Below are 22,344 nucleotides of genomic sequence, written 5' to 3'. Positions count from 1 at the left end.
AAAAAGGGCGCCGGTTTCGGCGCCCTTTCAGAATGAGAGCTACTGTCCGTCAGCAGCTGTAGTACATGCCGTACTCAACCGGGTGCGGCGTGTGTTCGTAGGTCTCGACCTCTTCCATCTTCAGCGCGATGTAGCCGTCGATCTGGTCTTTGGTGAACACGTCGCCCTGCAGCAGGAAGTCGTGATCCGAAGCCAGTGCCTCCAGCGCCTCGCGCAGCGAGCCGCAGACGGTTGGGATGTCGGCCAGTTCCTCGGCGGGCAGATCGTACAGGTTCTTGTCCATGGCTTCGCCCGGATCGATCTTGTTCTTGATGCCGTCCAGACCGGCCATCAACAGAGCGGCAAAGCACAGATAGGGGTTTGCTGCCGGATCGGGGAAGCGGGCCTCGACGCGCTTGGCTTTCGGGCTTTCGGTCCACGGAATACGGACACAACCCGAACGGTTACGGGCCGAATAGGCGCGCAGAACGGGGGCTTCAAAGCCCGGGATCAGACGCTTGTAGCTGTTGGTCGCCGGGTTGGTGAAGGCGTTCAGCGTCTTGGCGTGCTTCAGAACACCGCCAATGAAGTACAGCGCCTCGTCCGACAGGTCGGCATATTTGTCGCCTGCGAACAGCGGCTTGCCGTCTTTCCAGATCGACATGTTCACGTGCATGCCGGTGCCGTTGTCACCTGCGATCGGCTTCGGCATGAAAGTGGCCGATTTGCCGTAGGCGTGTGCAACGTTGTGGATGACGTACTTGTACTTCTGCAGTTCGTCCGCCTGCTTGGTCAGGCTGTCGAAGATCAGACCCAGCTCGTGCTGGCACGAAGCAACCTCGTGGTGGTGCTTGTCGACCTTCATGCCCAGACGCTTCATGGTCGACAGCATTTCCGAACGTAGGTCCTGCGCTTCGTCGATCGGGTTGACCGGGAAGTAGCCGCCCTTGACACCCGGACGATGGCCCATGTTGCCCATCTCGTATTCGGTGTCGGTGTTCCACGACGCATCGGTCGCATCAACTTCGTAGGAAACTTTGTTGATCGAGTTCGAGAAACGAACGTCGTCGAACAGGAAAAACTCGGCTTCGGGGCCCATGTAGGCAACGTCGCCGATACCCGAGGATTTCAGGTAAGCTTCGGCTTTCTGGGCGGTGCCGCGCGGGTCACGCTCGTAGGCTTCGCCGGTGTCGGGTTCGACAACCGAGCAGTGTACGCAGATGGTTTTTTCCGCGTAGAACGGATCGACATAGGCGCTTTCGGTGTCGACCATCAGCTTCATGTCCGATGCTTCGATCGACTTCCAGCCTGCGATGGATGAACCGTCGAACATGAAGCCTTCTTCCAGAAAGTCCTCATCGACCTGATCGGCCATCAGGGTCACGTGCTGCAGCTTGCCGCGCGGGTCGGTGAAACGAACGTCGACGTATTCGGCGCCTTCGTCCTTGATCAGCTGAAGAACTGCGTCCTTGCTCATTCTCTTGATTCCTCTGTTTGAGAATTCGGTAATTGGGTTACAGCGCGTCCGAGCCGGTTTCGCCGGTACGGATACGGATGGCTTGCTCAACGGGCGAGACAAAAATCTTGCCGTCGCCGATCTTGTCGGTCTTGGCCGCTGAAACGATGGCGTCGATGGCAGCATCGACCTGATCGTCGTCCAGAACGACCTCGACCTTCACCTTGGGCAGGAAGTCGACGACATATTCTGCACCACGATACAGTTCGGTGTGTCCCTTCTGGCGACCGAAGCCTTTGACTTCGATCACGCTGAGGCCCTGGACGCCAACGTCCTGCAGTGCCTCTTTTACTTCGTCCAGCTTGAACGGCTTGATGATCGCTTCGATCTTTTTCATTCCGGCTCACCTCGCATGGTTGTCAGAGTGGCTATGATCACGTCTAAGATCAGGCGGCAATGCGTTTGCGGTTCTGACAGTATTGCGTCGCACTGAATTTGGGTCGTTGGTTAAGTTTTGGGCGAGTTGCACAAAAAATAATCACAATTGAATCGTGGTGGATTGAAAATGGCAGAATTGCTGACAGCTGCGCAGATGCGAGAGATCGAAAGAGCGGCGATTGAGTCTGGTACAGTGTCCGGTCTGGAGTTGATGGAACGGGCCGGTCAGGGCGTTGTCGATGTGGTATTCGAGGAGTGGCCGGAGTTGGACCGGCGCGTGGATCACCCATCGCCGATGGTCGCAAGAACCGACGGCGGAAATGATGGCGGTCGCTCCCCTGAAAGCTCGGTGTCAGATGAAGAGGGTCCGTTACGTGCCGTTGTCCTGTGTGGACCGGGAAATAACGGCGGCGACGGGTTTGTTGTAGCGCGCTTGCTGAAAGAGCGCGGGTGGGATGTCGAAGTGTATCTGTTTGGCGCGCCAGAGAAACTGCCGCCAGATGCGCGAGTGAATTATGATCGGTTGGCCGGTCACGTGGATATTGCGGAATGGTCTGCCGAGGCGATCCTGAACGGTCCTGCCGCATCGCTGTACGTCGATGCAATTTTCGGGGCCGGCCTTACCAGAGCGCCCTCGGCTGAGATATTGGGGCCACTGACTGAAATCTATGTCTCGGGCAGAACATTCGGGCGGATGGTCTGCGTGGATGCACCGACCGGTCTGTGCATGGATAGTGGCCGGGCTCTAAGCGATGAGTATGGTGCCGTGTACGGTTTTCTTACAGTTACATTCCATCGCATGAGGCTGGGGCATGTTTTGGACGATGGGCCCGGTTACTGCGGGGAAGTGCGGGTCGTCGACATTGGATTGGGCGGAGCATGTGAGGATTCCGTCAGGCTAGTGGATGATGGTTCTGCATTCGCAATAACGAAGGCCAGTGACGAACATAAATATGATCATGGTCACGCGCTGATACTTTCGGGCGGCCCCGGCAAAACGGGTGCTGCGCGCTTGGCAGGCAGAGGTGCGCTGCGGATCGGAGCCGGGTTGGTGACGCTTGGTGCGCCTCCTGCGGCCCAGATGGAAGTGGCCAGTCAGATCACCGCGATCATGTTGAAACGTGTGGAAGATGCTGACGCTTTATCTGGAATCCTGCAAGACAGACGGTTGAACGCGTTTTGCCTCGGTCCGGGGCTTGGACCCGAGCGCGCGCGCGAGTTGGTTCCCGTAGCTTTGAGTAGGGCAGGTGAGACGCGCCCGACCGTTTTGGATGCAGATGCATTATCGGCATATGCAGAGAACCCTGAAACGCTTTTTGAGTCCTTGCATGAAGACTGCGTTGTGACCCCTCATGCGGGCGAGTTTTCGCGCCTCTTTCCTGACCTGGCCGAAAAATTTAAGCAGGCCCCAACGAAAGGCCCGGCTTATTCCAAAGTGGACGCCACACGGGAAGCGGCGCGTCGGGCAGGTTGCGTGATTCTGTTCAAGGGACCGGATACGGTAATTGCCGCGCCTGACGGTCGGTGTTCAATCCATGCGGCATGTTATGAGCGCGCCGCACCGTGGTTGGCGACCGCCGGGTCGGGCGATGTACTGGCTGGTTTCATAACCGGGCTTTTGGCGCGCGGGTTCACTGCAATGGACGCCGCTGAAACCGCAGCCTGGTTACACGTAGAAGCCGCGCGAGAATTCGGACCCGGATTGATTGCGGAAGATCTGCCCGAACAACTCCCCACAATCATGCGGAGGATGGATATCCGTTAGGTCATTGGCTTCGCTATGGGGGTAAAATTGCTCACCCTGGTTGGCGAATTGGGTTTTCAATACTTCTGAAGGCGATGATCAGAATTGTGATCCAGTGATTTGAGCGGGTAATGGCCGAGCGGACGGTAACTCGGCAAGAAATTGCTGAGACCTGCACCGGGAATGCATAGCGAGTATTTGCTTATTGCAGGGCTCAGCGGGCAGAATTCACTTGGAATGATTTTCTTGAATAGAGCGAGTGCAAATAACGCCCTGAAAGGAAACAATATTATTTCCTGAAGGGGGTGTGCCCTGTTGCTTTATTGCAATGCTTGCATTGGTCTGGCAGCGATCCTCTGGGAAACAATGCGCTCTGTTCACATTTGAGCAGTACCTGAAACCGGAACTTTTCATGGTGAGTGAAATGACCTCGAAAACTAAAATTACATCGGTGGCCGCCGTTCTGGCTGCAACCACCGCTATTCCCGCTGCTGCGGAGATGAAATACGACAACAACAGCGGCGGTTATGTTCTGCTGTATGGACAATTGCACCCGGCTCTGATCTCGGTCGATGACGGGCAGGACACCGAGACCCGCGTTCTGGACAACGATCTGTCCAACAGCCGCGTTGGCCTGCGCGTGTTCCAACCGTTTGGGGCGAATGAATTCACCTTCCGGTTCGAAACCGGTCTGGGCCTTCCCAACTCAAGCGAATGGAACCAGTTGGGCACCAGCTTCAGCGGGTGGACACGCGAGGATATCCGCCACGTTGATTTCGCCCTGAAAGGCGACTGGGGTACAGCATCGGCCGGTCAGGGAAGCATGGTTTCAGATGGTGCAGCCGAGGTTGACCTGTCCTATGTCGGAACTGCGCTTTATTCGTTCACCAATGATGAAAACGGCAGCTTCTTCTACCGTGACACTGCCGGAATGCTGAGTGGCATCACCGTCGGCGATTCCAGCAGCAACTTTGACGGTACGCGTCGTGGTCGTATCCGGTATGACACCCCGGAATTCAACGGTTTCTCGGCTGGTTTCGCATATGGTCAGAACATCCTGTCTTCCAGCGATGACGATGACTATTACGACGTTGGTGTATTCTACAACAACACCTTCGCCGGTGGTGTCGAATTCGCCGCTGGCCTGGCCTATGCCGTGCGCGAGCGTGACGACAATTCCGGCGACCGCAAGGACACGATCGGTTCGGCCTCGGTGCTGTTGCCAAGCGGCCTGAGCTTTACGCTGGCTGGCGGTACCCGCAGCGACGACCAAGCTGGCGCGACGGACCCGAACTACTGGTACGGCAAGATCGCGTATGAGGGCGACTGGGTATCCTGGGGTAAAACCGGCGTTGGTATCGACTACTACGACGGGTCGGATTTCGACACGAATGGCTCCAGCACCAAGGCGTGGGGTATTGCGGTTGTCCAGCGGATCGACAGCATCAACACCGATGCCTATCTGAAATACCGCAATCACGATTTCGACGACACCGCGTCGACCTTTGACAAGAACGACGCCTGGGTACTTGGTGCCCGCTGGAGGTTCTGATCCAAAGATCACATTCTTAGAAGCGCCCCGGCATTGTCCGGGGCGTTTTTTGTTCAAATCGACGGCAAAACAAGGCTGATCCGGCCTTTGCCTCTTGCGCGCAGCCGGTAGGGCAAATAGAAGGCGTCAAATTTGCCCGGCGCGCCTTTTTGCGCGCCCCGAATCCTATGGGGACTACCATAATGCAGGTTACCGAGACGCTGAACGAAGGTCTGAAACGCGGCTACAACATCGTTGTCACCGCTGCCGAACTGGACGACAAGGTCAATGAGAAGTTGACCGAAGCGCAGCCGGAAATCGAGATGAAAGGCTTCCGCAAGGGTAAGGTGCCGATGGCCCTGTTGAAAAAACAGTTTGGCCCGCGTCTGCTTGGCGAAGCGATGCAGGAAACCATCGACGGTGCAATGAACCAGCACTTCGAAGACAGCGGTGATCGTCCGGCACTGCAGCCCGAGGTCAAAATGACCAACGAGGACTGGAAAGAAGGCGACGATGTTCAGGTCGCGATGTCCTATGAGGCGCTGCCAGAAATTCCCGAGGTTGATCTGAAGTCGATCGAGCTGGAAAAGCTGGTTGTAAAAGCAGACGATGCGGCCGTTGAGGAAGCCCTGAAAAATCTGGCAGAAACTGCGCAGGACTTCAAAGCCCGCCGCAAAGGTTCGAAAGCCAAGGACGGCGATCAGATCGTGTTCGATTTTGTCGGAAAAGTTGACGGCGAAGAATTCGAAGGCGGTTCCGCCGAAGACTATCCGCTGGTTCTGGGATCGAACAGCTTCATCCCCGGTTTCGAAGAGCAATTGGTCGGCGTGAAGGCGGAAGAAGTAAAAGACGTCAATGTCACCTTCCCCGAAGAGTACGGTGCCGAGCATCTGGCAGGTAAAGACGCCGTTTTCACCTGCACCGTCAAAGAGGTGAAGGAACCGGTTGCAGCCGAGATCAATGACGAACTGGCAACAAAGTTCGGCGCAGAGGATCTGGCAGGGCTGAAGACTCAGATCACCGAGCGTCTGGAAGCGGAATACTCCGGTGCGGCCCGTGCGGTCATGAAGCGTGGTCTTCTCGACGCTCTGGACACCAAAGTTTCGTTTGACCTGCCGCCATCGCTGGTCGAAGCCGAGGCCAAGCAGATCGCCCATCAGCTGTGGCACGAAGAAAACCCTGAAGTCGAAGGCCACGACCACGCTGAGATCGAGCCGACCGACGAGCACAACAAACTGGCCGCACGCCGGGTGCGTCTGGGCCTGTTGTTGGCTGAGCTGGGTCAGAAAGCCGAAGTGGAAGTGACCGACGCCGAGATGACCCAGGCCATCATGAATCAGGCGCGTCAGTATCCGGGTCAGGAACGTCAGTTCTTTGAGTTCATCCAGCAGAACGCCCAGATGCAGCAACAGCTGCGTGCACCGATCTTTGAAGACAAGGTCGTGGACTACGTGTTCGAGCTGGCACAGGTTTCGGACAAGGAAATCAGCAAGGACGAGCTGCAAAAAGCTGTCGAGGCTCTGGAAGAGGAGTAATCCTCTTTCTACCCCTTTTTATGTGGGGGCAAAAAGTACGGAGCCGTCAGTAATTTGACGGCTCCGCGTGGGTGGCTTTGTACCTATGAGGTGAGGGGGTCAAGCCTCATGAGCAAAAGCACGGGGGGTTTGTAGCAGAGCGGTCTTTTGCTCTGGCGTAAACTTGTCTGAAAGCGCTTCGATCAGATCCAGAACCGCTTGTCTTTCCTTGTGCGTTCTTGCCGAAGTCATCTGTTCGACAAAGTACTTCTCAAGCGTATTCAGTGGTTTGTGGTCACGATTTGCCGGTGGTTGCAAAGTACTGATCTTGGCCGGAGTGCGGCTTTTCTCGAATAGCTCAAGCGCGGCATCTTCGCTCAGAAAAACATCGTGTTCGATACTTGCGTATTCCCGGATGGATTTGATGCGCTCGTCTGAGCAGTCCATCAATGCAGCCATCGCTGTGACCTTTCCCATCGGCTTGGCGCTGCCAAGATAGTCGCAAGGCGCGTTGCCTGATCGTTTCAGGACGCGGTTGATCACCGGATCTATTACGGCGACTGCATCCAATACACCCGCTTTCTGAGCGTATTCAAAAGAGCCAAGCATCACTTCGCTTGTGACGTACGAGACGGTATTTTTTCCACGACCGCCGCCTAACTTGTTTGTATCAACGCAGAATCGTGTCGCTTCCCAGACCTGAGAACTGCGCAAGGGCGGCTCTCCGTCAAGAATGTCGCTGAACACGTCCGCAAGCATGTGCGGCCCTGTGGTCTGCAAAAGGCGCATGCACCCAACGACTTCCCCCTCGTCGTTGATGCTGACGACATGTGTCGGGTGTAAATTGTCGAATTCATCCCGCTCACGCCCCTCTACGACTTTAACGTCCCAGCCTAGCCGGTCGCTAAATACGCGAGCGCGCAATTTAAACATTTCGTCCAGAACTTCACTGAACTTGTCCGCGTTCAGCCCGTCAATGACAATGATCATGTCATCCCCCTCGAGTCTTACTTGTCCGTAACGCTAACGTTACAAGACTTACGCGTCGGGGCTATTGGGGGTTTCCCGTATTTTTGTGATTTTTTGCCTTAACCGGGGTAGATCAGGCCAAGGCTAATGGCTCGTCCCACTGCTTGGGGCGTCGTCAGGGCCCCCAGCTTTTCCCGGCCGGAACGCATGTGGACTTCGACGGTTCTGTGAGAAATGCACAGTATATCGCCAATGTCCTGCTGCGATTTACCTTCTGCCACCCATTGCAGGATTTCCTTTTCCCGCGAAGACAAGGGTGGAAGGTAAAGCGCTTTGGCCAAAAGGCCGGATCGCATGACGGTGTCGTGGATATGTACCGCCGCGACCTGCAGATCTGCAATGAATTCTTTCTTTTGCGCTTCCCATTCGTTGTCTGAACAATCGCGTGTGACGTTCAGCAACCCGCATTCGCCATAAGGCCCACGTATGGGGACCGTAAGCCCACGGCTTGTTATCCCGAAATCGCTGGCGTCGCGGAACACGGCCTTGAACTTTTTATCCTGTTCAAAGCGGCTCCAGTCCACCGGGGCTATGCTGAGTGCGGATTTATACAGCGTTGGGTCGAGGTGATGGAATCCCTGCTGGCCGTAGTGCAGTTTCCATTCGTCGGGATAGTTGGCATAGCCCTGGACGTCCCCTTGGACTGCGTTCATCGTGGCGTATGACGCGTAGTCAAACCCCAGCGACTCGCAAACTGAGTCCAATATGGCACTGGCGGTCGTTTCTTCTTGGTCGACCGCAGCCAAGTCTATCAGTTTCACCATACACCTCTTGCATGGACACCGGCCCCATCCACGGCGGCGCCTTACTCACCATATTCGCGTCATAACCTAGCGTCAAATATTCGGTTAAGTACAGATGTTATTCATTATGTGCGCTGTTATACTGCGATTACTTGGCAACACCCGTCTTTCCGACCCAGACTTGCATACAGGTTGTGGACACTCCGATTTGTACCGCAGCTTACGGCGGTTTTGTTCGTAATCCGGACCCTTTTCCTAGTTGGACTGGACCAGACCTGTTTCCACTAACATGCCGCGTTTTTTGGCCTCGGGATAGTAACCCTTTGCGTACAGGAATATTGCACGCTGCTGATCGCCGTCAGACAACAGCCAGGCGCCGCGCAGGTACTTCCCCGCAAATTCGAGGTTGGTGTCAGCATCCAGCAATCCTTGGGGCTTTCCGCGATATCCCATCGATCGGGCGGTTGCCGGCAGGATCTGCAACAAGCCGTAGTAAGGCCGATTTACAGCCCAGGGACGATGGGTGCTTTCACGGATCGCCAGTTTGTGGACCAGTTCCCGGGGAAGCTCATAGTGGTCCGCCCATTTATTGATCGACGCGCGCAATTCCGGCGTTTCGTTTGGATATAGCGGTGGGTCGAAAGGTTCGTTTCGGCTGCTCAGGCGGTCGTTCGACAAGCCGCAAGCCGCCAGCGGGCCGGCGACCAGTAGTGCCATGAAATTGCGTCGGGGCAAAGTCGTCATGCGTATTCTCCGTATTCGCGCCGGAATGATAAGGGGACAGGGCGCCGTCGCAAGCGGGACGTCGGGTCTTGGCCGGAAATTGCTCAGCGTCAATTTGGGGCAGCAATAGAAAAAGCCGCGCAGAAAATGCGCGGCTTCTCAAGCTCTTTACCAACCTGTTATCAGGCTTTGGCTTCGTCTTCTGCCGGCGCTTCCGCGGCCAGTTCCTCGTCATCAGACGCGGCAGTTCCGATATCGTCGAACAGTTCGGCGATTTCGAATTCAGCAGCGGCTTCTTCTTCAGCAGCCAGTTCCTGAATCGATTTGCCCGATGCCTGCAGTTCGGCTTCTTCTTCCGAGCGGGCGACGTTCATCTTGATTTCGACGTCGACTTCGGGGTGCAGTTTAACTGCAACCGAGTGCAGACCCAGTTCCTTGATCGGTGCGATCAGGATGACCTGTTTCTTGTCGACGGTGAAACCGGCCTCGGTGGCGGCATCTGCTGCGTCGCGCGGTGTGACCGAGCCATACAGAGCGCCGGCGTCCGATGCCGAGCGAATCACGATGAACTGCTGACCGTCCAGCTTTTCAGCCAGTGCTTCAGCTTCTTTCTTGGTTTCCAGGTTGCGAGCTTCCAGCTGCGCTTTCTGGGCCTCGAAAGAAGCGATGTTGGCGTCCGATGCGCTCAGGGCTTTGCCCTGCGGCAGCAGAAAGTTGCGGGCGTAGCCGGGCTTGACGTCGACGACGTCGCCCATCTGACCCAGTTTCGCAACGCGTTCCAGAAGGATAACTTGCATGTCAGTCTCTCCTTACTTCACGGCGTAGGGCAGCAGGGCGAGGAAGCGGGCGCGCTTGATAGCACGGGCCAGTTCACGCTGCTTTTTCGCCGAAACGGCGGTGATGCGCGAAGGAACGATCTTGCCGCGCTCAGAGATGTAGCGCTGCAGCAGACGGGTGTCTTTGTAGTCGATCTTCGGCGCGTTGTCGCCCGAGAACGGGCAGACCTTGCGGCGGCGGAAAAATGGTTTTGCGGCCATGGCTTTGTGTCCTTTCCTCAGGCGTTGATCAACGGCGCTCGCGGCGGTCGCCGCGGTCGTCGCGCTTCTGCATCTGGACCGAGGGGCCCTCGGCATGCTCGTCGACCTTGATGGTCAGAACGCGCATGACGTCATCGTGCAGGCGCATCAGGCGTTCCATTTCCTGAACGGCGCCAGCGGGGGCGTCGGTCTTGAGGAAGGCATAGTGGCCCTTGCGGTTTTTGTTGATCTTGTAGGCCATCGTCTTGACGCCCCAGTACTCGCTGTCGACGACGTTGCCGCCGTTGTCAGCCAGAACGGTGCCGAAATGTTCGACAAGGCTTTCTGCCTGCGCGTTGGACAGGTCCTGACGCGCGATCATTACATGCTCATACAGTGGCATGTGCACTCCTGTTTCTATCAAGGCGCATTTCATAGGCGGGGTCCTGATCCCTTCGCGACCCTGCCACGAGAGGCTGCGCGGTTCATACGTGCTTGCGAAGGATGGCCCCATATACACGTTTGTACGGCAAGGACAAGCCCCGCCAAAATGCCTTGGTCGCGCCGCCCTAATACCTTTGCTGCGCCCAATTGCTGACTCTTTTCGGCTCAAAGTTGAATTCAACCCGGAAACAACCCGGATAGTAGGGTAACCAGCGACAGGGGCGCGAGAAAGATGACCGCCATCAATACAAATACAGTACAACAACCGGCTTCGGCGTCGGCCTTTGACAACTCCGTACCTGTGATGATCACATTTGCAGCCAACTGGAGAGCACGGATGGTTCTGTGCCGCGTCGTGGGGGCATTCCTGATCATCAGCGCGTTTTCGATGTGGCTTATGCCCGGCTCCGTCATGGGGGCCGAGGTCTGGCCGATCAAACTGGCGGCTTCGCTCTTGTTCCTTGTCGGGGGTGTCAGCCTGTTGACGCTGGAAGTGCTGGATAATCGCCCGGATGCATATTTCGATCCCATCCGCCGCGAGGTGCGCGTGCTGCAGAAAAACGAAAACGGGCGTCCTCAGACCGTCTTGCGCCGCAGCTACGACACGCTGGGTGGAGCACATTTTGCCGACGACCGGGTGGAGCTGTTCGACATGGATGGCAGCTTGCTGATGAAACTGCCTCTTGAATCGGCGGAAGTCAGCCGGGCGTTGAAAGGGCAACTCAGCGGAACGGTGCCAATTTCGGTCTGAAAATCGTTCTGTTCAAAAAGGAACAGAATTTGTTAGCGAATGAAGGTTGTGTGCCGCCCTTGGGCGGCACATCTTCTTTTTGGTGCAACCCAAACGGTTTGCGTTCACTTTTTTGCGGAGATTGCTATGAAAACCACCCTCCTTGCCGCTGCTCTGGCCGTTTCGGCGTCCGCGGCTTTTGCAAGCGCCGAAAAATACGTCCTGGATTCCAGCCACAGCCAGGTTGTTTTCACTTACAACCACCTTGGATTCTCGACCACTACCGGCATGTTCTCGGGGTTCGAGGGCGAGATCATGTTTGATCAGGAAAACCCGGCTGACTCGAGCGTGTCGGTTTCGATGCCGGTCGTCGAGATGATCACCGGCTGGGCGCCCCGCGAAGAACACTTCATGTCCGAAGATTTCTTTGCCGCAACCGAAGGGGATCTGGTGACCTTCAACTCGACCGCGATTGAAGTCACCGGCGAAAACACCGCGAACATCACCGGTGATCTGACTATTAACGGCGTGACCAAGCCGGTTGTTCTGGACGCCAAGTTGAATCAGGTTGGCGAACATCCGATGGCGGGGAAACCGTGGGCGGGCTTTGACGCGACGACGACCTTGCTGCGTAGCGACTACAATCTGGGCAAGTTTGCTCCGTTTGTAGGCGACGAAATTGATATCCGGATCTCGGTTGAGGCGCAAAAGGCCGAATAAGTCTCAGACATACTGGGAATAGCAGGCCGCCGGTTCCATGGAACCGTTGGCTTTTTTTGTGCAATTAATGCACCGCAAATTTCGGATGTTAGTTTTCCTGTCTGCTTGCGGTCAGTTCAACCGCCACCTCCACTGCAAAAGCCAATGAATCCTCTTTGGGCATGCTTTTCCCGATGTCGAAATCCAGTCGGTTCAATTCAACCGATCCGGCCATGTTTGCCTGACCATCCTGAATATCCAGTGTGAAGGGCAGCACGATGTCCAACGTCTGGTCCCGGATTGTCAGGGGGCCGCGTGCCTCAAATCCATCGTCGGTTCTGAACAGGTCGGCTTTGAAATTAGCCGTTGGAAATTGTGTACTGTCAAAGAAGTCGGCACCCATTGCCTGATCCGTCACGGTACCTAGGGTGAGCGACCCGATGGAAACGGTGACATCAACGGAGCCCGCTGGCCCGGTTTCGGCAGGATCGTCAAAGGTGATGGCGGCCGTCCATTCACCGAACTGTCCTGTAACCGGGCTGCCAAGTTGTGTGATCGTGAGTGACAAGGTGCCATTCTGCACCTGCCAGTCGGACTGAACCTCGGCCAGTTCCGCAGCATCTTTCCCGCCACCCGAATGGTCAGAGTAAGCGCCTATGTACCAACCACCAGTCAGAGCAGCGACCCACAGCAGCAGAGCAGCAAGGGCGGGTGTTGACGAGTGGTGTTGCTCGGTCGGTTCCGGGGCAACCGACCGACCCGGTAGCATTCGGCGCAGCGTGCTGTCCTTGTCGATCACGTGATGTTTGATGGCGCCAAGAACGTGCAGCGATACCGCGCCTACCAGAACCCACATGAACACCCAGTGCAGGCCAGCTGTCGCTTCGGCCAGCGGAGCGGATTTCGGGATAAAGGGCAGGTTTTGCCCAAAAGGCCACAGGATCGGCGCGAAACCTTCGGTGGCGGCGTGATGTATCCAGCCGGTCAGGGGAACAAGAACCAGTGATCCGTAAAGCAGCCAGTGGACTGTTTCGGCTGCAAACGCCTCTGGTTTGTTGTCGGCATTCAAAAGGCCGGGTTTGGTTTGCGTCAATGCCCAGACGATTCGGGCCAGAGCGACAAAGAAGATCGTAACGCCAATCGTCTTGTGCAGCGAAAACAACCGGGCGGCGCGAGCAATGTCTTCCTCGGTCGTCGGGATCGCCGGGTCGTAGATTGCATGGGCAATATCATTCGCGACCCACCCAAGCGGGAGTACCGTAAAGATCAGCAGGGCAGTCAGCCAATGGAAAGTTTTGGCAATGCCTCCGTAGGTGCTGTGGGTGTTGGTAAGAGGCATTGTGTGTGGCTCCGGATTTCTGCTTTCCGCCAACCTAATTATATGATGCGGGGACACAATACCGCGAAATGCACATGAGGCGTGTCGAGATGCAGAGCTTGTGCCGCCCGCGCAGTCGGTTTACACCCCGCCGCAACCTAACGTCATCGAAGAGGTTTCAATGACAATCGCGTTCGTTTTTCCCGGGCAGGGCGCCCAGACCATCGGAATGGGCAAGGCGCTGGCAGACGCATACCCCACAGCCAAGGCAGTTTTCGACGAGGTCGATGATGCGCTGGGTGAAAAGCTCAGCACGCTGATCTGGGAAGGTGAAATCGAAGAACTGACCCTGACGCAAAACGCGCAGCCCGCCCTGATGGCGACGTCGATTGCTGCGATGCGGGCGCTTGAGGCCGAAGGTGTGTCGATCTCGAAAGCATCTTATGTGGCAGGGCATTCGCTGGGAGAGTACTCGGCGCTGGCCGCCGCTGGGGCATTGTCAATTTCGGATACGGCCCGGCTGCTACGGACGCGCGGTCAAGCAATGCAGAGTGCCGTTCCTGTGGGACAGGGCGCAATGGCTGCAATTCTCGGGCTTGATCTGGACGCGGTGCGAGCTGTAGCGGAAGAGGCTGCTCAGGGTGAGGTCTGTCAGGCCGCAAATGACAATGATCCCACACAGGTTGTTGTTTCCGGTGCCAAGGCTGCGGTTGAGCGCGCGGCTGAGATTGCAAAGGAAAAGGGCGCAAAGCGTGCCATAATGTTGCCTGTCAGCGCGCCGTTTCATTGCGCGCTGATGCAGCCCGCTGCAGATGTAATGGCCGAAGCCCTTGCATCGGTTGAGATCAAGGCACCCGCCGTACCCCTGATCGCCAACGTCCGCGCCGAGGCCGTGACCGATCCCGATCTCATCCGGCAACTGCTGGTCGAGCAGGTGACCGGATCGGTGCGCTGGCGCGAGAGTGTTCAATACATGGCGTCACAGGGTGTGACTGAAGCTTGGGAAATCGGTGCCGGCAAGGCGTTGTCCGGCATGATCCGCAAGATCGATCGCGCAATCGGGTCCAAGGCTGTTGGTTCGCCCGAGGATATACAGAAGGTCACTCAGGCCGACGCATAACGAACGGGGCGCGCTATTTTACAGGCGCTGGGAAAGGAAATAGGATGTTTGATCTATCGGGAAAAAATGCACTGATCACCGGGGCGTCCGGAGGTATTGGCGGCGATATCGCCCGCGCGCTGCATGGCGCCGGTGCAACTGTCGGTTTGTCGGGTACGCGGGTTGAGCCGCTTCAGGCGCTGGCCGATGAACTGGGGGACCGCGCGCACGTTCTGCCCTGCAATCTGAGCGATCTCACCGCTGTCGAGGCGTTGCCCAAACAGGCAGCCGAAGACATGGGCTCGGTCGACATTCTGGTCAACAACGCTGGTATCACGCGCGACAACCTTTTCATGCGCATGTCGGATGATGAATGGCAAAGTGTGATCGACGTGAACCTGACCGCCACAGCAAAGCTGTGCAAGGGTGTGCTGCGCGGGATGATGAAGGCGCGCTGGGGTCGCATTATCAACATTTCTTCGGTCGTTGGCGCAACGGGGAACCCGGGGCAGGTCAACTATGCCGCCTCCAAGGCAGGCATGGTGGGTGTGACGAAATCCCTTGCCTACGAAGTTGCGACGCGGGGGATCACCGTGAACGCTGTGGCGCCGGGTTTCATCACGACGGCAATGACCGACAAGCTGAACGATGAACAGAAATCAGGCATTCTGCAGCAGGTTCCGGCAGGTCGCATGGGTGAACCGTCCGAAATCGCGGCGGCCGTTCTGTATCTTGCAAGCCCCGAAGCGGGTTATGTAACCGGCAGCACCTTGCATGTGAACGGCGGTATGGCCATGTTGTAACCGCGATTGAGGTCGGCGCGAAAGCGTTTGCCTCTTGCGTCGTCTGTGCTATAGGCGGCGCATGCATGCGGAGGCCGGTCAATTTGGGCGGCCTTCAACTTTCCCGGGCATCCGGGAGATAAACCGCCCGGTACGGGCAAATCAAAGCCACCCCGAGCGGGCAAGGGCAGAACCGGGCAGAGCGCCCTGAAGGAATGAGGAATTGACATGAGCGACGTCGCAGATCGCGTGAAAAAGATCGTTGTTGAGCACCTGGGTGTCGAAGAGGACAAAGTAAGCGAAAACGCTTCGTTCATCGACGATCTGGGCGCAGACAGCCTGGACACCGTTGAGCTGGTTATGGCCTTTGAAGAAGAGTTCGGCATCGAGATTCCCGACGATGCGGCCGAAACCATCCAGACTTTCGGCGACGCCGTCAAATTCATCACCGAAGCTTCCTGAGTTTCGATGTGAGATCAAAAGCGGCGCTTCCGGGCAACGGAGGCGCCGTTTTTCTATGGTCAGCTTGAATTCCGCCTTGCGTAAGTGATTTTGATTTGCACTCTGGTGCAAGAGGCAACATCGACGCGGGCAGGGCATGATACGATCCACCCCGATGATAAACACGGCGCGACTGACGCTTTGCGCAATGCGCCCCGAGGATTTCAAGCGGTTCGCCGAGATATGGCGCACCCCCGAAGTTGTGCGCCATATCGGCGGTAAGCCCCGAACCCGGGGCGAGGCGTGGGACGCGTTTCTTCGCAACGCCGGACATTGGCAGATGGCGGGTTTCGGACAATGGGCTGTGGTCTTGCAGTCCAATCGCCTGATGATCGGGCAAGCCGGATTTTTTTACGGTGATCGGGGGATGGGCGAGGATTTTGATACGTTCCCCGAGGCTGGCTGGGTGCTCTCTCCCGAATCTCAGGGACAGGGTTTCGGGTATGAGGCCGCGCAGGCCGCGCATGACTGGTTCGACCGGGTGATTCCGGGCCCCTTGGTGGCAATGGTCGATTCGGCCAATGAGGTGTCTAGAAAATTGGCAGAGAAATTGGGCTATGACCTCATGCGCGAGGCGTGTTTCAAGGACACCCCGGTTCATTTGTTCCGACGAAATGGCCCTCGGGACAGGTTTTAGACTACGTTTCGATCTGACACGCCGCAAATGAAGCGTCTGATGCCGAAACCGTGTAATGAGCGCGGTTTTCGTCAGGCTATGCTACACTGAATTTGCATAGCGATTGAGCGGAGGCTGAGGCTCATGAGGATATACCCAACAATGGAACTTCAAGGTGGCCGGTGCGTGACCTTGGACAAGGGACGCCTGGACGAAGCCATGATTTGGCATGTCGATCCGGTTGAGACCGCGCGCAGCTGGGCAGCGGCGGGTGCTGAATGGATGCATCTGACGGATTTTGATGCGATTGAAGGTCAGGATACCAACACCGAGCTGGTTGAAGAAATCATTCGCTCGGCCGAGATTCCGGTGCAGCTTGCCGGTGGTATGCGCAGCCGCGAAGCGGTTGAGCACTGGATCGACAAAGGCGCGGGCCGGATCGTGATCGGAACAATGGCGGCGCGCGATCCGATTCTGGTCAAGGAACTGGCCAAGCTCTATCCGGATCAGATCGTGCTGGCCGTGGATGTCTGGCAGGGTCAGGTGATGACCGAAGGTTGGCGCAGCCAAAGCGCGTTTACGCCCGAGGCCTTTATCGAAGCTTTCGCCGACACTCCGTTTGCCGCCATCCTGGTGACAGATATCGACAGCGATATGGAAGATGTCGAAGCTCAGCTGGGGCTGATCTCGGGTCTTGCGGCGAATTCGCGAACACCTGTAGTCGCCAGCGGCGTGGTGCGCACGGTCGACGATATTTCGCGACTGGCCTATGTGCACAACATTTCGGGCGCTCTGGTGGGGCGGGCGCTGTTCCGCAAGACAGTTGACCTGAGCGAGGCGCTTGACGTCGCAAAATCGGCTCATGAGCCAGTGGCTGAGTTTCAGTAAAAGTACCGAAACATCAAAATACGGCGATCTGCCCCTTCTGTTGAATTCGGGAGGGGCATTTTTTGTGCAATGCCGTAATCTTATGAAAAAGATTGCGGCACCGCCGGGCAGGATCTCGCCAGTTCAATATTTACCCTCGCTCTTGCCCCCGGACCCTTGGCCGGGGTATGAGCGGTTCTCAAACAGGAAGCAGGCAAGAGGCACTTCATGCGCAGAGTCGTTGTAACCGGTCTGGGATTGGTCACTCCTTTGGCCAGCGGGGTCGAGGAAACCTGGTCGCGACTGCTGGACGGAGAGTCCGGCGCAGGCCCGATCACCAAATTCGATGCCGAGGCAAGTGGGGTCACCACGACCTATGCCTGCGAAGTGCCGCGCGGTGACGGAACGGACGGAACCTTTAACCCCGACGACTGGATGCCGCCGAAGGAACAGCGCAAGATCGAGGACTTTATCCTGTACTCCATCGCGGCTGCGGAAATGGCCTGTAAAGATGCCGACTGGCTGCCAGAGGACGAAGAGTCACGTCTGCGCACAGGCGTTCTGATCGGGTCAGGTATTGGTGGACTTGGTTCCATCGCCGACACCGCGAACCTTATCCGAGACAAAGGTCCGCGCCGTGTATCGCCTTTCTTTATCCCGGGCGCGCTGATCAATCTGGCATCGGGTCAGGTATCGATCCGACGTGGTTTCAAAGGGCCAAACCATTCGGTTGTGACGGCCTGCTCGACAGGTGCACACGCCATTGGTGACGCCAGCCGTATTATCCGCGCCGGTGATGCGGATGTGATGGTCGCTGGCGGTGGCGAGGGCTGCATTTGTGAAATCGGTATCGCCGGGTTCAACGCATGCAAGGCGTTGTCCACGAAATATGGCGATAATCCCAAGGCGGCCAGCCGTCCATACGATCAGGATCGTGACGGCTTTGTCATGGGTGAGGGCGCGGGGATCGTCGTGCTTGAAGAATACGAGCACGCCAAGGCCCGTGGCGCCAAGATATATGCCGAGGTGCTGGGGTACGGCATGTCCGGCGACGCCTATCACATCACTGCACCGTCCGAAGACGGTGATGGTGCGGAACGGTCGATGAGGGCCGCGCTGAGAAGCGCAGGGTTGGAGCCGAAGGACGTGGATTACATCAACGCGCACGGTACCTCGACCATGGCCGACACGATCGAACTGGGCGCTGTAGAGCGTCTGTTGGGCGAGCATGCGGCCAATGCGACCATGACCTCGACCAAATCGGCCACCGGTCATTTGCTGGGGGCTGCGGGTGCGATCGAAGCAATCTTTTCGATCCTGGCAATCCGGGATCAGGTTGCGCCTCCGACGATTAATCTGGACAATCCTGCAGTCGAAACCGCGCTGGATCTGGCGCCGAATGAGAAACGTGAGCGCGAAATCAACGTGGCTTTGTCGAACTCTTTCGGGTTTGGTGGCACCAATGCGAGTGTGATTTTCGGAAAGGCCGACTAAATGTGGCGCGCGCTTGCATCGAACATGCTGACCGTTCTGGCGGTCGGCCTGTTCCTCTTGGCTGGCTTGGTCCTCTGGGGGCAGGCGCAATATTCCGCAGAAGGTCCGTTGGAAAGCGCGATCTGCCTGCGGGTGGAACGCGGGTCCAACATGTCCCGTGTGAGCCGTGATCTGCAGGAAAAGGGTGCGGTAACCAGCGCCACGATTTTCCGGTTGGGTGCGGACTATGCGGACAAGTCTCAGCAGTTGAAGGCAGGCAGCTTTCTGGTGCGTGAAGGTGCGTCGATGGAACAGATCGTCGACGACATCACCAAGGGCGGGGCGAGTACGTGCGGGACCGAGATCGTTTACCGTATTGGCGTGACGAGAAATGAGACGCAGGTGCGAGAGCTTGATCCGGCGACGCTGGAATTTGTCGAAGTCGCGTCGTTCAATCCCGCTGACGGTGAAGCGCCTGAATCTTATGTCGAAAAAAGCTCTGAGGCCGATACCCGCTTTCGTGTAGCTCTGGCCGAAGGGGTTACATCCTGGCAGGTTGTAGAGGCCCTGAAAGCAGTGGACGTGCTGAGCGGCGAGGTGTCCGAACTGCCACCCGAAGGAATGCTGGCACCGGACAGTTATGAGGTGAGGCCGGGAACCGAGCGCAGCGAAGTTCTTGCGGAAATGCAGGAAAAACAGCAGCTTAGGGTGAATGCAGTTTGGGAGAACCGTCAGGATGGTTTGCCGCTGAGCAGCCCGGAAGAAATGCTGATACTTGCCTCGATCATCGAAAAGGAAACCGGTGTACCGCAAGAGCGCGGGCAGGTTGCCAGTGTTTTTGTGAACCGCCTTGAGCGGGGCATGAAACTGCAGACAGACCCGACCGTGATTTACGGTGTCACCAAGGGTCAAGGTGTGCTGGGCCGTGGCTTGCGCCGTAGTGAGCTTCGTCGCTCAACCCCTTGGAATACTTATCTGATTGATGGGTTGCCGCCGACACCAATTGCCAGCCCGGGCCTTGCAAGCCTTGAGGCGGCGGTTGCGCCGGATGAGACGAATTATGTGTTCTTCGTCGCTGACGGCACGGGTGGCCATGCCTTTGCCGAAACATTGCAGGAGCACAATCGCAACGTTGCCAAGTGGCGCGAGATCGAGGCGGAGCGGAAAGCTCAGGACAACTGATAAAGCTTCCAGTTTGTACCAGTTTCCGGTGGCGTTCTGTCCGTTTTGTACAACAAAAATGCGGGCCGAAGTTAAGGTATCTTTTACGGAGATCTCAGTCTTTGGTCCGCTTGAATTCCGCGATTGAGCGCAGACAAGCCCGGATGCCTAAGCGTTGACGTTGTGCGCGCGAATGGAAAATTTCGCCAAATTGGTGTAATATTTTGGCCGAGGGGTATGCGATGCATCGACGCCTGTCAGCCATCTTGTCTTCTGATGTTGTCGGTTACAGCCGGGCGATGGAGATCGACGAATCCGCAACCCTGTCAAAGCTGAAATCCAACCGTCAAAATGTGATTGATCCTGCGGCCGAAAAATTCGGGGGCCGGACGATCAAGTTGATGGGTGATGGCGCATTGATGGAATTCGCCAGTGCAGTCGACGCGGTCGCTTTTGCTGTTACGGTGCAGACTGAAATCAGAAACAACAATGCGAAGTCACCTGATGATCTGTGTTTGCAATACCGCGTTGGCATCAATGTTGGTGACATCGTGGTCGAGGATGACGACATTTTTGGGGATGGCGTCAACATATCGGCGAGGCTGCAGTCATTGGCCGAGCCCGGCGGCATCTGTATTTCCCGTTCGGTGCATACTCAGGTCCGCAGCAAACTTGATCTGACGTTCGAGAGTTTGGGTGAACAAAAGGTCAAGAATATCGAAGAACCGGTTCCTGCCTTCAAAGTGGTTCTGGATGAACGCGCCGACAGCCTGTCGATGCCGGAAACAACCCAGTCAACCAGCCGAGAGCACGCTTCCCGGAGATTGGTCGCAATATTGGCTGTTGTTCTGCTCATGGTCGCAGGGGGCTTGTGGTGGGCTGCAAGCGTCAGGAATGCCACCAATGCGGACATTAGGTCGGGGCTGCCACGCCTTGCGGTCATGGCCTTTGATGATCTGAGTACAGGTGATGAAAGGTCGTATCTGAGTGACGCCATAGCCGAAGGTCTGATCACGGAATTGTCGCGTGTGCCGGAAGTTTCGGTTCTGGCCCGAAATACAAGCTTTTCCTACCGTGATGCTCCGGTGAATGTGGTTGAGGTCGGGCGAGAGCTGAACCTGTCTTACCTTGTCGAAGGCAGCCAGCAAAAGAACGGGGATCAGTTGCGTGTCACGGTGCAGCTAATTGATGCAACGTCCGGTGAACATGTTTGGGCGGACACATATGACCGTGAGATCGGTGACCTTTTTGTCGTGCAGGATGAGATTGTGCGCGCCATTGCCGCCGCGGTTGGCGCGCGAGTTGGATTTCGCGATCCGCCGGTGACGGGTGCGGCGTCAGTGAATGCGCTGCACTATCACCTGAAAGCAAGGCAGGAGCAGCGGAAGTTCACGAAAGAAGGCGCCTTGGCCAGTCTGGAACTGAACAAAATGGCTGTGCAGGCTGATCCGGATTCTCATTTCGGATACATCGGCCTGGCTTTTTCCTACATGGCAGGATATCGGCGCGGCTGGTCTGATGTTGATCGGGACGAGGCATTGCGGCTGGCCGAAGAAGCAGCTGAAAAAGCCCTGTCACTGGATCCAAACGCCCCGGGTGCGCAATATGCCCGCGGTTGGGTGCATTACGGAAAAGGGGAACTGGAAGAGGCTGTCGTCCATTTCAAAAAAGCCATCGAACTGTATCCCAGTTCGTCGCGATACATGAACACATTGTCATTGCCTTTGATGAGCCTTGGACGGTTGGAAGAAGCTGCCGCGGTTTTGCAGGAAGCCATGGAACTGGACCCGCATCATCCGGATCACTTCAAGGCCAACCTCGCCTGGGTGCAGTATATACTCGGAGATTGTGAAACCGCACTGGACACCTATAACGGACAGCGGAACCCTCCAAGCCTGCGCCTGCGGACATTAGCGACGATATACATTTGCCTTGGCCGCGAGGATGACGCGCAGGAGGTGATTGCCGAATTTCTTGCAGACAATCCTGATTACAGCATCACCGAAATGCGGTCCTATCTGGACAGGGAATATCAAGCGAAAGAATATCTTGAGCAGTGGTATTCGGACCTGCGTATTGCGGGAATGCCGGAATAGGTGAATACCACAGGGCGGTCAGGATGCCCGGTGGACAAGAATTTTTTAATTATTTCTGCACGTTGGGTGTTGCGCACCTGTTGCGGGAAACCTTGACTTGCCGAACTGACTCTCGTATAAGTTGTGTCATGCTAGAAGAAGTGGGCGACGGCCCCGGGGCGACCCGGTGGCCGTTTTTCATTTCTCTCGTGCGGAAAAACTCACGCATGAGGTCACAGGCAAACATGACTTTGATTACCCCGGAAGAGCGGATGTCCCAAACGGCGGAACTGTTGCAGTCGCTGGAGGCATCCATTCGCGGTCTGCGGCAAGCGGCGGAAGACCTGCGCAAGCAGATCGGGACCGGGGAGGATGCAGATCTTGCTGGTTCAGCCAGGCAACTCGG

At 56.7% G+C, this 22,344-nt stretch carries 22 protein-coding genes; 13 read left to right on the top strand and 9 right to left on the bottom strand.

Going from position 1 to position 22,344, the window contains the following annotated elements; translation table 11 throughout:
• Positions 1 to 49: 49 nt before the first annotated feature.
• Entirely contained in the window at positions 50 to 1,456 is a 1,407-nt protein-coding gene (gene glnA, locus ACR0NA_RS01835; RefSeq protein WP_170585206.1) for a type I glutamate--ammonia ligase, read from the bottom strand.
• A gap of 37 nt (positions 1,457 to 1,493) precedes the next feature.
• Positions 1,494 to 1,832, bottom strand: a complete 339-nt coding sequence (locus tag ACR0NA_RS01830; protein ID WP_170472761.1) for a P-II family nitrogen regulator — start codon at positions 1,830 to 1,832, stop codon at positions 1,494 to 1,496.
• 168 nt (positions 1,833 to 2,000) lie between these two features.
• Between ACR0NA_RS01830 and ACR0NA_RS01825 the strand changes: the two genes are divergently transcribed.
• The 3 genes from ACR0NA_RS01825 to tig all read left to right on the top strand — a co-directional run bounded on the left by ACR0NA_RS01825 (position 2,001) and on the right by tig (position 6,683).
• Entirely contained in the window at positions 2,001 to 3,638 is a 1,638-nt protein-coding gene (locus ACR0NA_RS01825; RefSeq protein ID WP_480725613.1) for an NAD(P)H-hydrate dehydratase, read from the top strand.
• A 403-nt stretch (positions 3,639 to 4,041) separates the two neighbouring features.
• Complete coding sequence (locus ACR0NA_RS01820; RefSeq protein WP_480725609.1) at positions 4,042 to 5,169, top strand: porin; 1,128 nt, start codon at positions 4,042 to 4,044, stop codon at positions 5,167 to 5,169.
• Positions 5,170 to 5,351: 182 nt separating this feature from the next.
• A complete protein-coding gene (gene tig / locus ACR0NA_RS01815) occupies positions 5,352 to 6,683 on the top strand; it encodes a trigger factor (RefSeq protein ID WP_480725988.1) in 1,332 nt (443 codons plus the stop codon).
• Between the two features lie 99 nt (positions 6,684 to 6,782).
• On the opposite strand, the gene ACR0NA_RS01810 is transcribed toward tig, so the two are convergent.
• The 6 genes from ACR0NA_RS01810 to rpsF form a co-directional block, all read right to left on the bottom strand.
• Positions 6,783 to 7,652: an acyl-homoserine-lactone synthase gene (locus ACR0NA_RS01810; RefSeq protein ID WP_170651884.1), complete on the bottom strand. Its 870-nt coding sequence runs from the start codon at positions 7,650 to 7,652 to the stop codon at positions 6,783 to 6,785.
• Positions 7,653 to 7,750: 98 nt separating this feature from the next.
• Positions 7,751 to 8,452: a LuxR family transcriptional regulator gene (locus ACR0NA_RS01805; RefSeq protein WP_170651885.1), complete on the bottom strand. Its 702-nt coding sequence runs from the start codon at positions 8,450 to 8,452 to the stop codon at positions 7,751 to 7,753.
• A 237-nt stretch (positions 8,453 to 8,689) separates the two neighbouring features.
• The gene (locus tag ACR0NA_RS01800; RefSeq protein WP_480725606.1) at positions 8,690 to 9,178 is read right to left on the bottom strand and encodes a transglycosylase SLT domain-containing protein; all 489 of its coding nucleotides are present in this window, start codon (positions 9,176 to 9,178) and stop codon (positions 8,690 to 8,692) included.
• 161 nt (positions 9,179 to 9,339) lie between these two features.
• A complete protein-coding gene (gene rplI / locus ACR0NA_RS01795) occupies positions 9,340 to 9,954 on the bottom strand; it encodes a 50S ribosomal protein L9 (RefSeq protein WP_170651889.1) in 615 nt (204 codons plus the stop codon).
• Between the two features lie 12 nt (positions 9,955 to 9,966).
• Positions 9,967 to 10,194, bottom strand: a complete 228-nt coding sequence (gene rpsR, locus ACR0NA_RS01790; RefSeq protein ID WP_005982441.1) for a 30S ribosomal protein S18 — start codon at positions 10,192 to 10,194, stop codon at positions 9,967 to 9,969.
• Positions 10,195 to 10,222: 28 nt separating this feature from the next.
• Positions 10,223 to 10,576, bottom strand: coding sequence for a 30S ribosomal protein S6 (gene rpsF, locus ACR0NA_RS01785; RefSeq protein WP_480725601.1), 354 nt, complete (start codon positions 10,574 to 10,576; stop codon positions 10,223 to 10,225).
• Between the two features lie 273 nt (positions 10,577 to 10,849).
• On the opposite strand from rpsF, the gene ACR0NA_RS01780 reads away from it, so the two are divergent.
• Both ACR0NA_RS01780 and ACR0NA_RS01775 read left to right on the top strand, forming a co-directional pair.
• Entirely contained in the window at positions 10,850 to 11,368 is a 519-nt protein-coding gene (locus tag ACR0NA_RS01780) for a hypothetical protein (protein ID WP_170651893.1), read from the top strand.
• A gap of 126 nt (positions 11,369 to 11,494) precedes the next feature.
• On the top strand, positions 11,495 to 12,067 hold the full coding sequence (locus tag ACR0NA_RS01775) for a YceI family protein (protein ID WP_170651895.1): 573 nt from the start codon (positions 11,495 to 11,497) through the stop codon (positions 12,065 to 12,067).
• An 88-nt stretch (positions 12,068 to 12,155) separates the two neighbouring features.
• Here ACR0NA_RS01775 and ACR0NA_RS01770 read toward each other — a convergent pair whose 3' ends face one another.
• Entirely contained in the window at positions 12,156 to 13,385 is a 1,230-nt protein-coding gene (locus ACR0NA_RS01770) for a cytochrome b/b6 domain-containing protein (protein WP_480725598.1), read from the bottom strand.
• A 160-nt stretch (positions 13,386 to 13,545) separates the two neighbouring features.
• Between ACR0NA_RS01770 and fabD the strand changes: the two genes are divergently transcribed.
• The 8 genes from fabD (at position 13,546) to ACR0NA_RS01730 (ending at position 21,959) form a co-directional block, all read left to right on the top strand.
• Positions 13,546 to 14,484, top strand: a complete 939-nt coding sequence (fabD, locus tag ACR0NA_RS01765) for an ACP S-malonyltransferase (RefSeq protein ID WP_480725596.1) — start codon at positions 13,546 to 13,548, stop codon at positions 14,482 to 14,484.
• A 44-nt stretch (positions 14,485 to 14,528) separates the two neighbouring features.
• Positions 14,529 to 15,266 carry a 3-oxoacyl-[acyl-carrier-protein] reductase gene (gene fabG, locus ACR0NA_RS01760; protein WP_170651901.1) on the top strand — a complete coding sequence of 246 codons (738 nt, stop codon included), beginning with the start codon at positions 14,529 to 14,531 and terminating at the stop codon, positions 15,264 to 15,266.
• 207 nt (positions 15,267 to 15,473) lie between these two features.
• Positions 15,474 to 15,707, top strand: a complete 234-nt coding sequence (locus tag ACR0NA_RS01755) for an acyl carrier protein (RefSeq protein WP_170651903.1) — start codon at positions 15,474 to 15,476, stop codon at positions 15,705 to 15,707.
• Positions 15,708 to 15,843: 136 nt separating this feature from the next.
• Positions 15,844 to 16,383 carry a GNAT family N-acetyltransferase gene (locus ACR0NA_RS01750; protein WP_170651905.1) on the top strand — a complete coding sequence of 180 codons (540 nt, stop codon included), beginning with the start codon at positions 15,844 to 15,846 and terminating at the stop codon, positions 16,381 to 16,383.
• Positions 16,384 to 16,506: 123 nt separating this feature from the next.
• The gene (locus ACR0NA_RS01745; RefSeq protein WP_480725593.1) at positions 16,507 to 17,250 is read left to right on the top strand and encodes a 1-(5-phosphoribosyl)-5-[(5-phosphoribosylamino)methylideneamino]imidazole-4-carboxamide isomerase; all 744 of its coding nucleotides are present in this window, start codon (positions 16,507 to 16,509) and stop codon (positions 17,248 to 17,250) included.
• A 207-nt stretch (positions 17,251 to 17,457) separates the two neighbouring features.
• A complete protein-coding gene (fabF, locus tag ACR0NA_RS01740; RefSeq protein ID WP_480725591.1) occupies positions 17,458 to 18,723 on the top strand; it encodes a beta-ketoacyl-ACP synthase II in 1,266 nt (421 codons plus the stop codon).
• A complete protein-coding gene (gene mltG / locus ACR0NA_RS01735) occupies positions 18,724 to 19,884 on the top strand; it encodes an endolytic transglycosylase MltG (RefSeq protein WP_480725589.1) in 1,161 nt (386 codons plus the stop codon).
• 221 nt (positions 19,885 to 20,105) lie between these two features.
• Positions 20,106 to 21,959 carry an adenylate/guanylate cyclase domain-containing protein gene (locus ACR0NA_RS01730; protein WP_480725587.1) on the top strand — a complete coding sequence of 618 codons (1,854 nt, stop codon included), beginning with the start codon at positions 20,106 to 20,108 and terminating at the stop codon, positions 21,957 to 21,959.
• Positions 21,960 to 22,344 lie beyond the last annotated feature (385 nt).

Source organism: Ruegeria sp. C11 (genome assembly GCF_056537725.1).
The sequence above is the reverse complement of the archived record's forward strand: the minus strand, read 5'-3'. Positions and strand labels throughout refer to the sequence as shown.

Bases quoted from the DNA above. Each gene is read 5' to 3' on its own strand.
- ACR0NA_RS01730 (WP_480725587.1), top strand. From the start codon at position 20,106: ATGCATCGACGCCTGTCAGCCATCTTGTCTTCTGATGTTGTCGGTTAC.
- tig (WP_480725988.1), top strand. From the start codon at position 5,352: ATGCAGGTTACCGAGACGCTGAACGAAGGTCTGAAACGCGGCTACAAC.
- rplI (WP_170651889.1), bottom strand. From the start codon at position 9,954: ATGCAAGTTATCCTTCTGGAACGCGTTGCGAAACTGGGTCAGATGGGC.
- fabD (WP_480725596.1), top strand. From the start codon at position 13,546: ATGACAATCGCGTTCGTTTTTCCCGGGCAGGGCGCCCAGACCATCGGA.
- rpsR (WP_005982441.1), bottom strand. From the start codon at position 10,194: ATGGCCGCAAAACCATTTTTCCGCCGCCGCAAGGTCTGCCCGTTCTCG.
- ACR0NA_RS01755 (WP_170651903.1), top strand. From the start codon at position 15,474: ATGAGCGACGTCGCAGATCGCGTGAAAAAGATCGTTGTTGAGCACCTG.
- fabF (WP_480725591.1), top strand. From the start codon at position 17,458: ATGCGCAGAGTCGTTGTAACCGGTCTGGGATTGGTCACTCCTTTGGCC.
- ACR0NA_RS01810 (WP_170651884.1), bottom strand. From the start codon at position 7,652: ATGATCATTGTCATTGACGGGCTGAACGCGGACAAGTTCAGTGAAGTT.
- glnA (WP_170585206.1), bottom strand. From the start codon at position 1,456: ATGAGCAAGGACGCAGTTCTTCAGCTGATCAAGGACGAAGGCGCCGAA.
- fabG (WP_170651901.1), top strand. From the start codon at position 14,529: ATGTTTGATCTATCGGGAAAAAATGCACTGATCACCGGGGCGTCCGGA.
- ACR0NA_RS01775 (WP_170651895.1), top strand. From the start codon at position 11,495: ATGAAAACCACCCTCCTTGCCGCTGCTCTGGCCGTTTCGGCGTCCGCG.
- ACR0NA_RS01820 (WP_480725609.1), top strand. From the start codon at position 4,042: ATGACCTCGAAAACTAAAATTACATCGGTGGCCGCCGTTCTGGCTGCA.
- ACR0NA_RS01830 (WP_170472761.1), bottom strand. From the start codon at position 1,832: ATGAAAAAGATCGAAGCGATCATCAAGCCGTTCAAGCTGGACGAAGTA.
- ACR0NA_RS01780 (WP_170651893.1), top strand. From the start codon at position 10,850: ATGACCGCCATCAATACAAATACAGTACAACAACCGGCTTCGGCGTCG.
- ACR0NA_RS01750 (WP_170651905.1), top strand. From the start codon at position 15,844: ATGATACGATCCACCCCGATGATAAACACGGCGCGACTGACGCTTTGC.
- ACR0NA_RS01745 (WP_480725593.1), top strand. From the start codon at position 16,507: ATGAGGATATACCCAACAATGGAACTTCAAGGTGGCCGGTGCGTGACC.
- ACR0NA_RS01770 (WP_480725598.1), bottom strand. From the start codon at position 13,385: ATGCCTCTTACCAACACCCACAGCACCTACGGAGGCATTGCCAAAACT.
- rpsF (WP_480725601.1), bottom strand. From the start codon at position 10,576: ATGCCACTGTATGAGCATGTAATGATCGCGCGTCAGGACCTGTCCAAC.
- mltG (WP_480725589.1), top strand. From the start codon at position 18,724: ATGTGGCGCGCGCTTGCATCGAACATGCTGACCGTTCTGGCGGTCGGC.
- ACR0NA_RS01800 (WP_480725606.1), bottom strand. From the start codon at position 9,178: ATGACGACTTTGCCCCGACGCAATTTCATGGCACTACTGGTCGCCGGC.
- ACR0NA_RS01825 (WP_480725613.1), top strand. From the start codon at position 2,001: ATGGCAGAATTGCTGACAGCTGCGCAGATGCGAGAGATCGAAAGAGCG.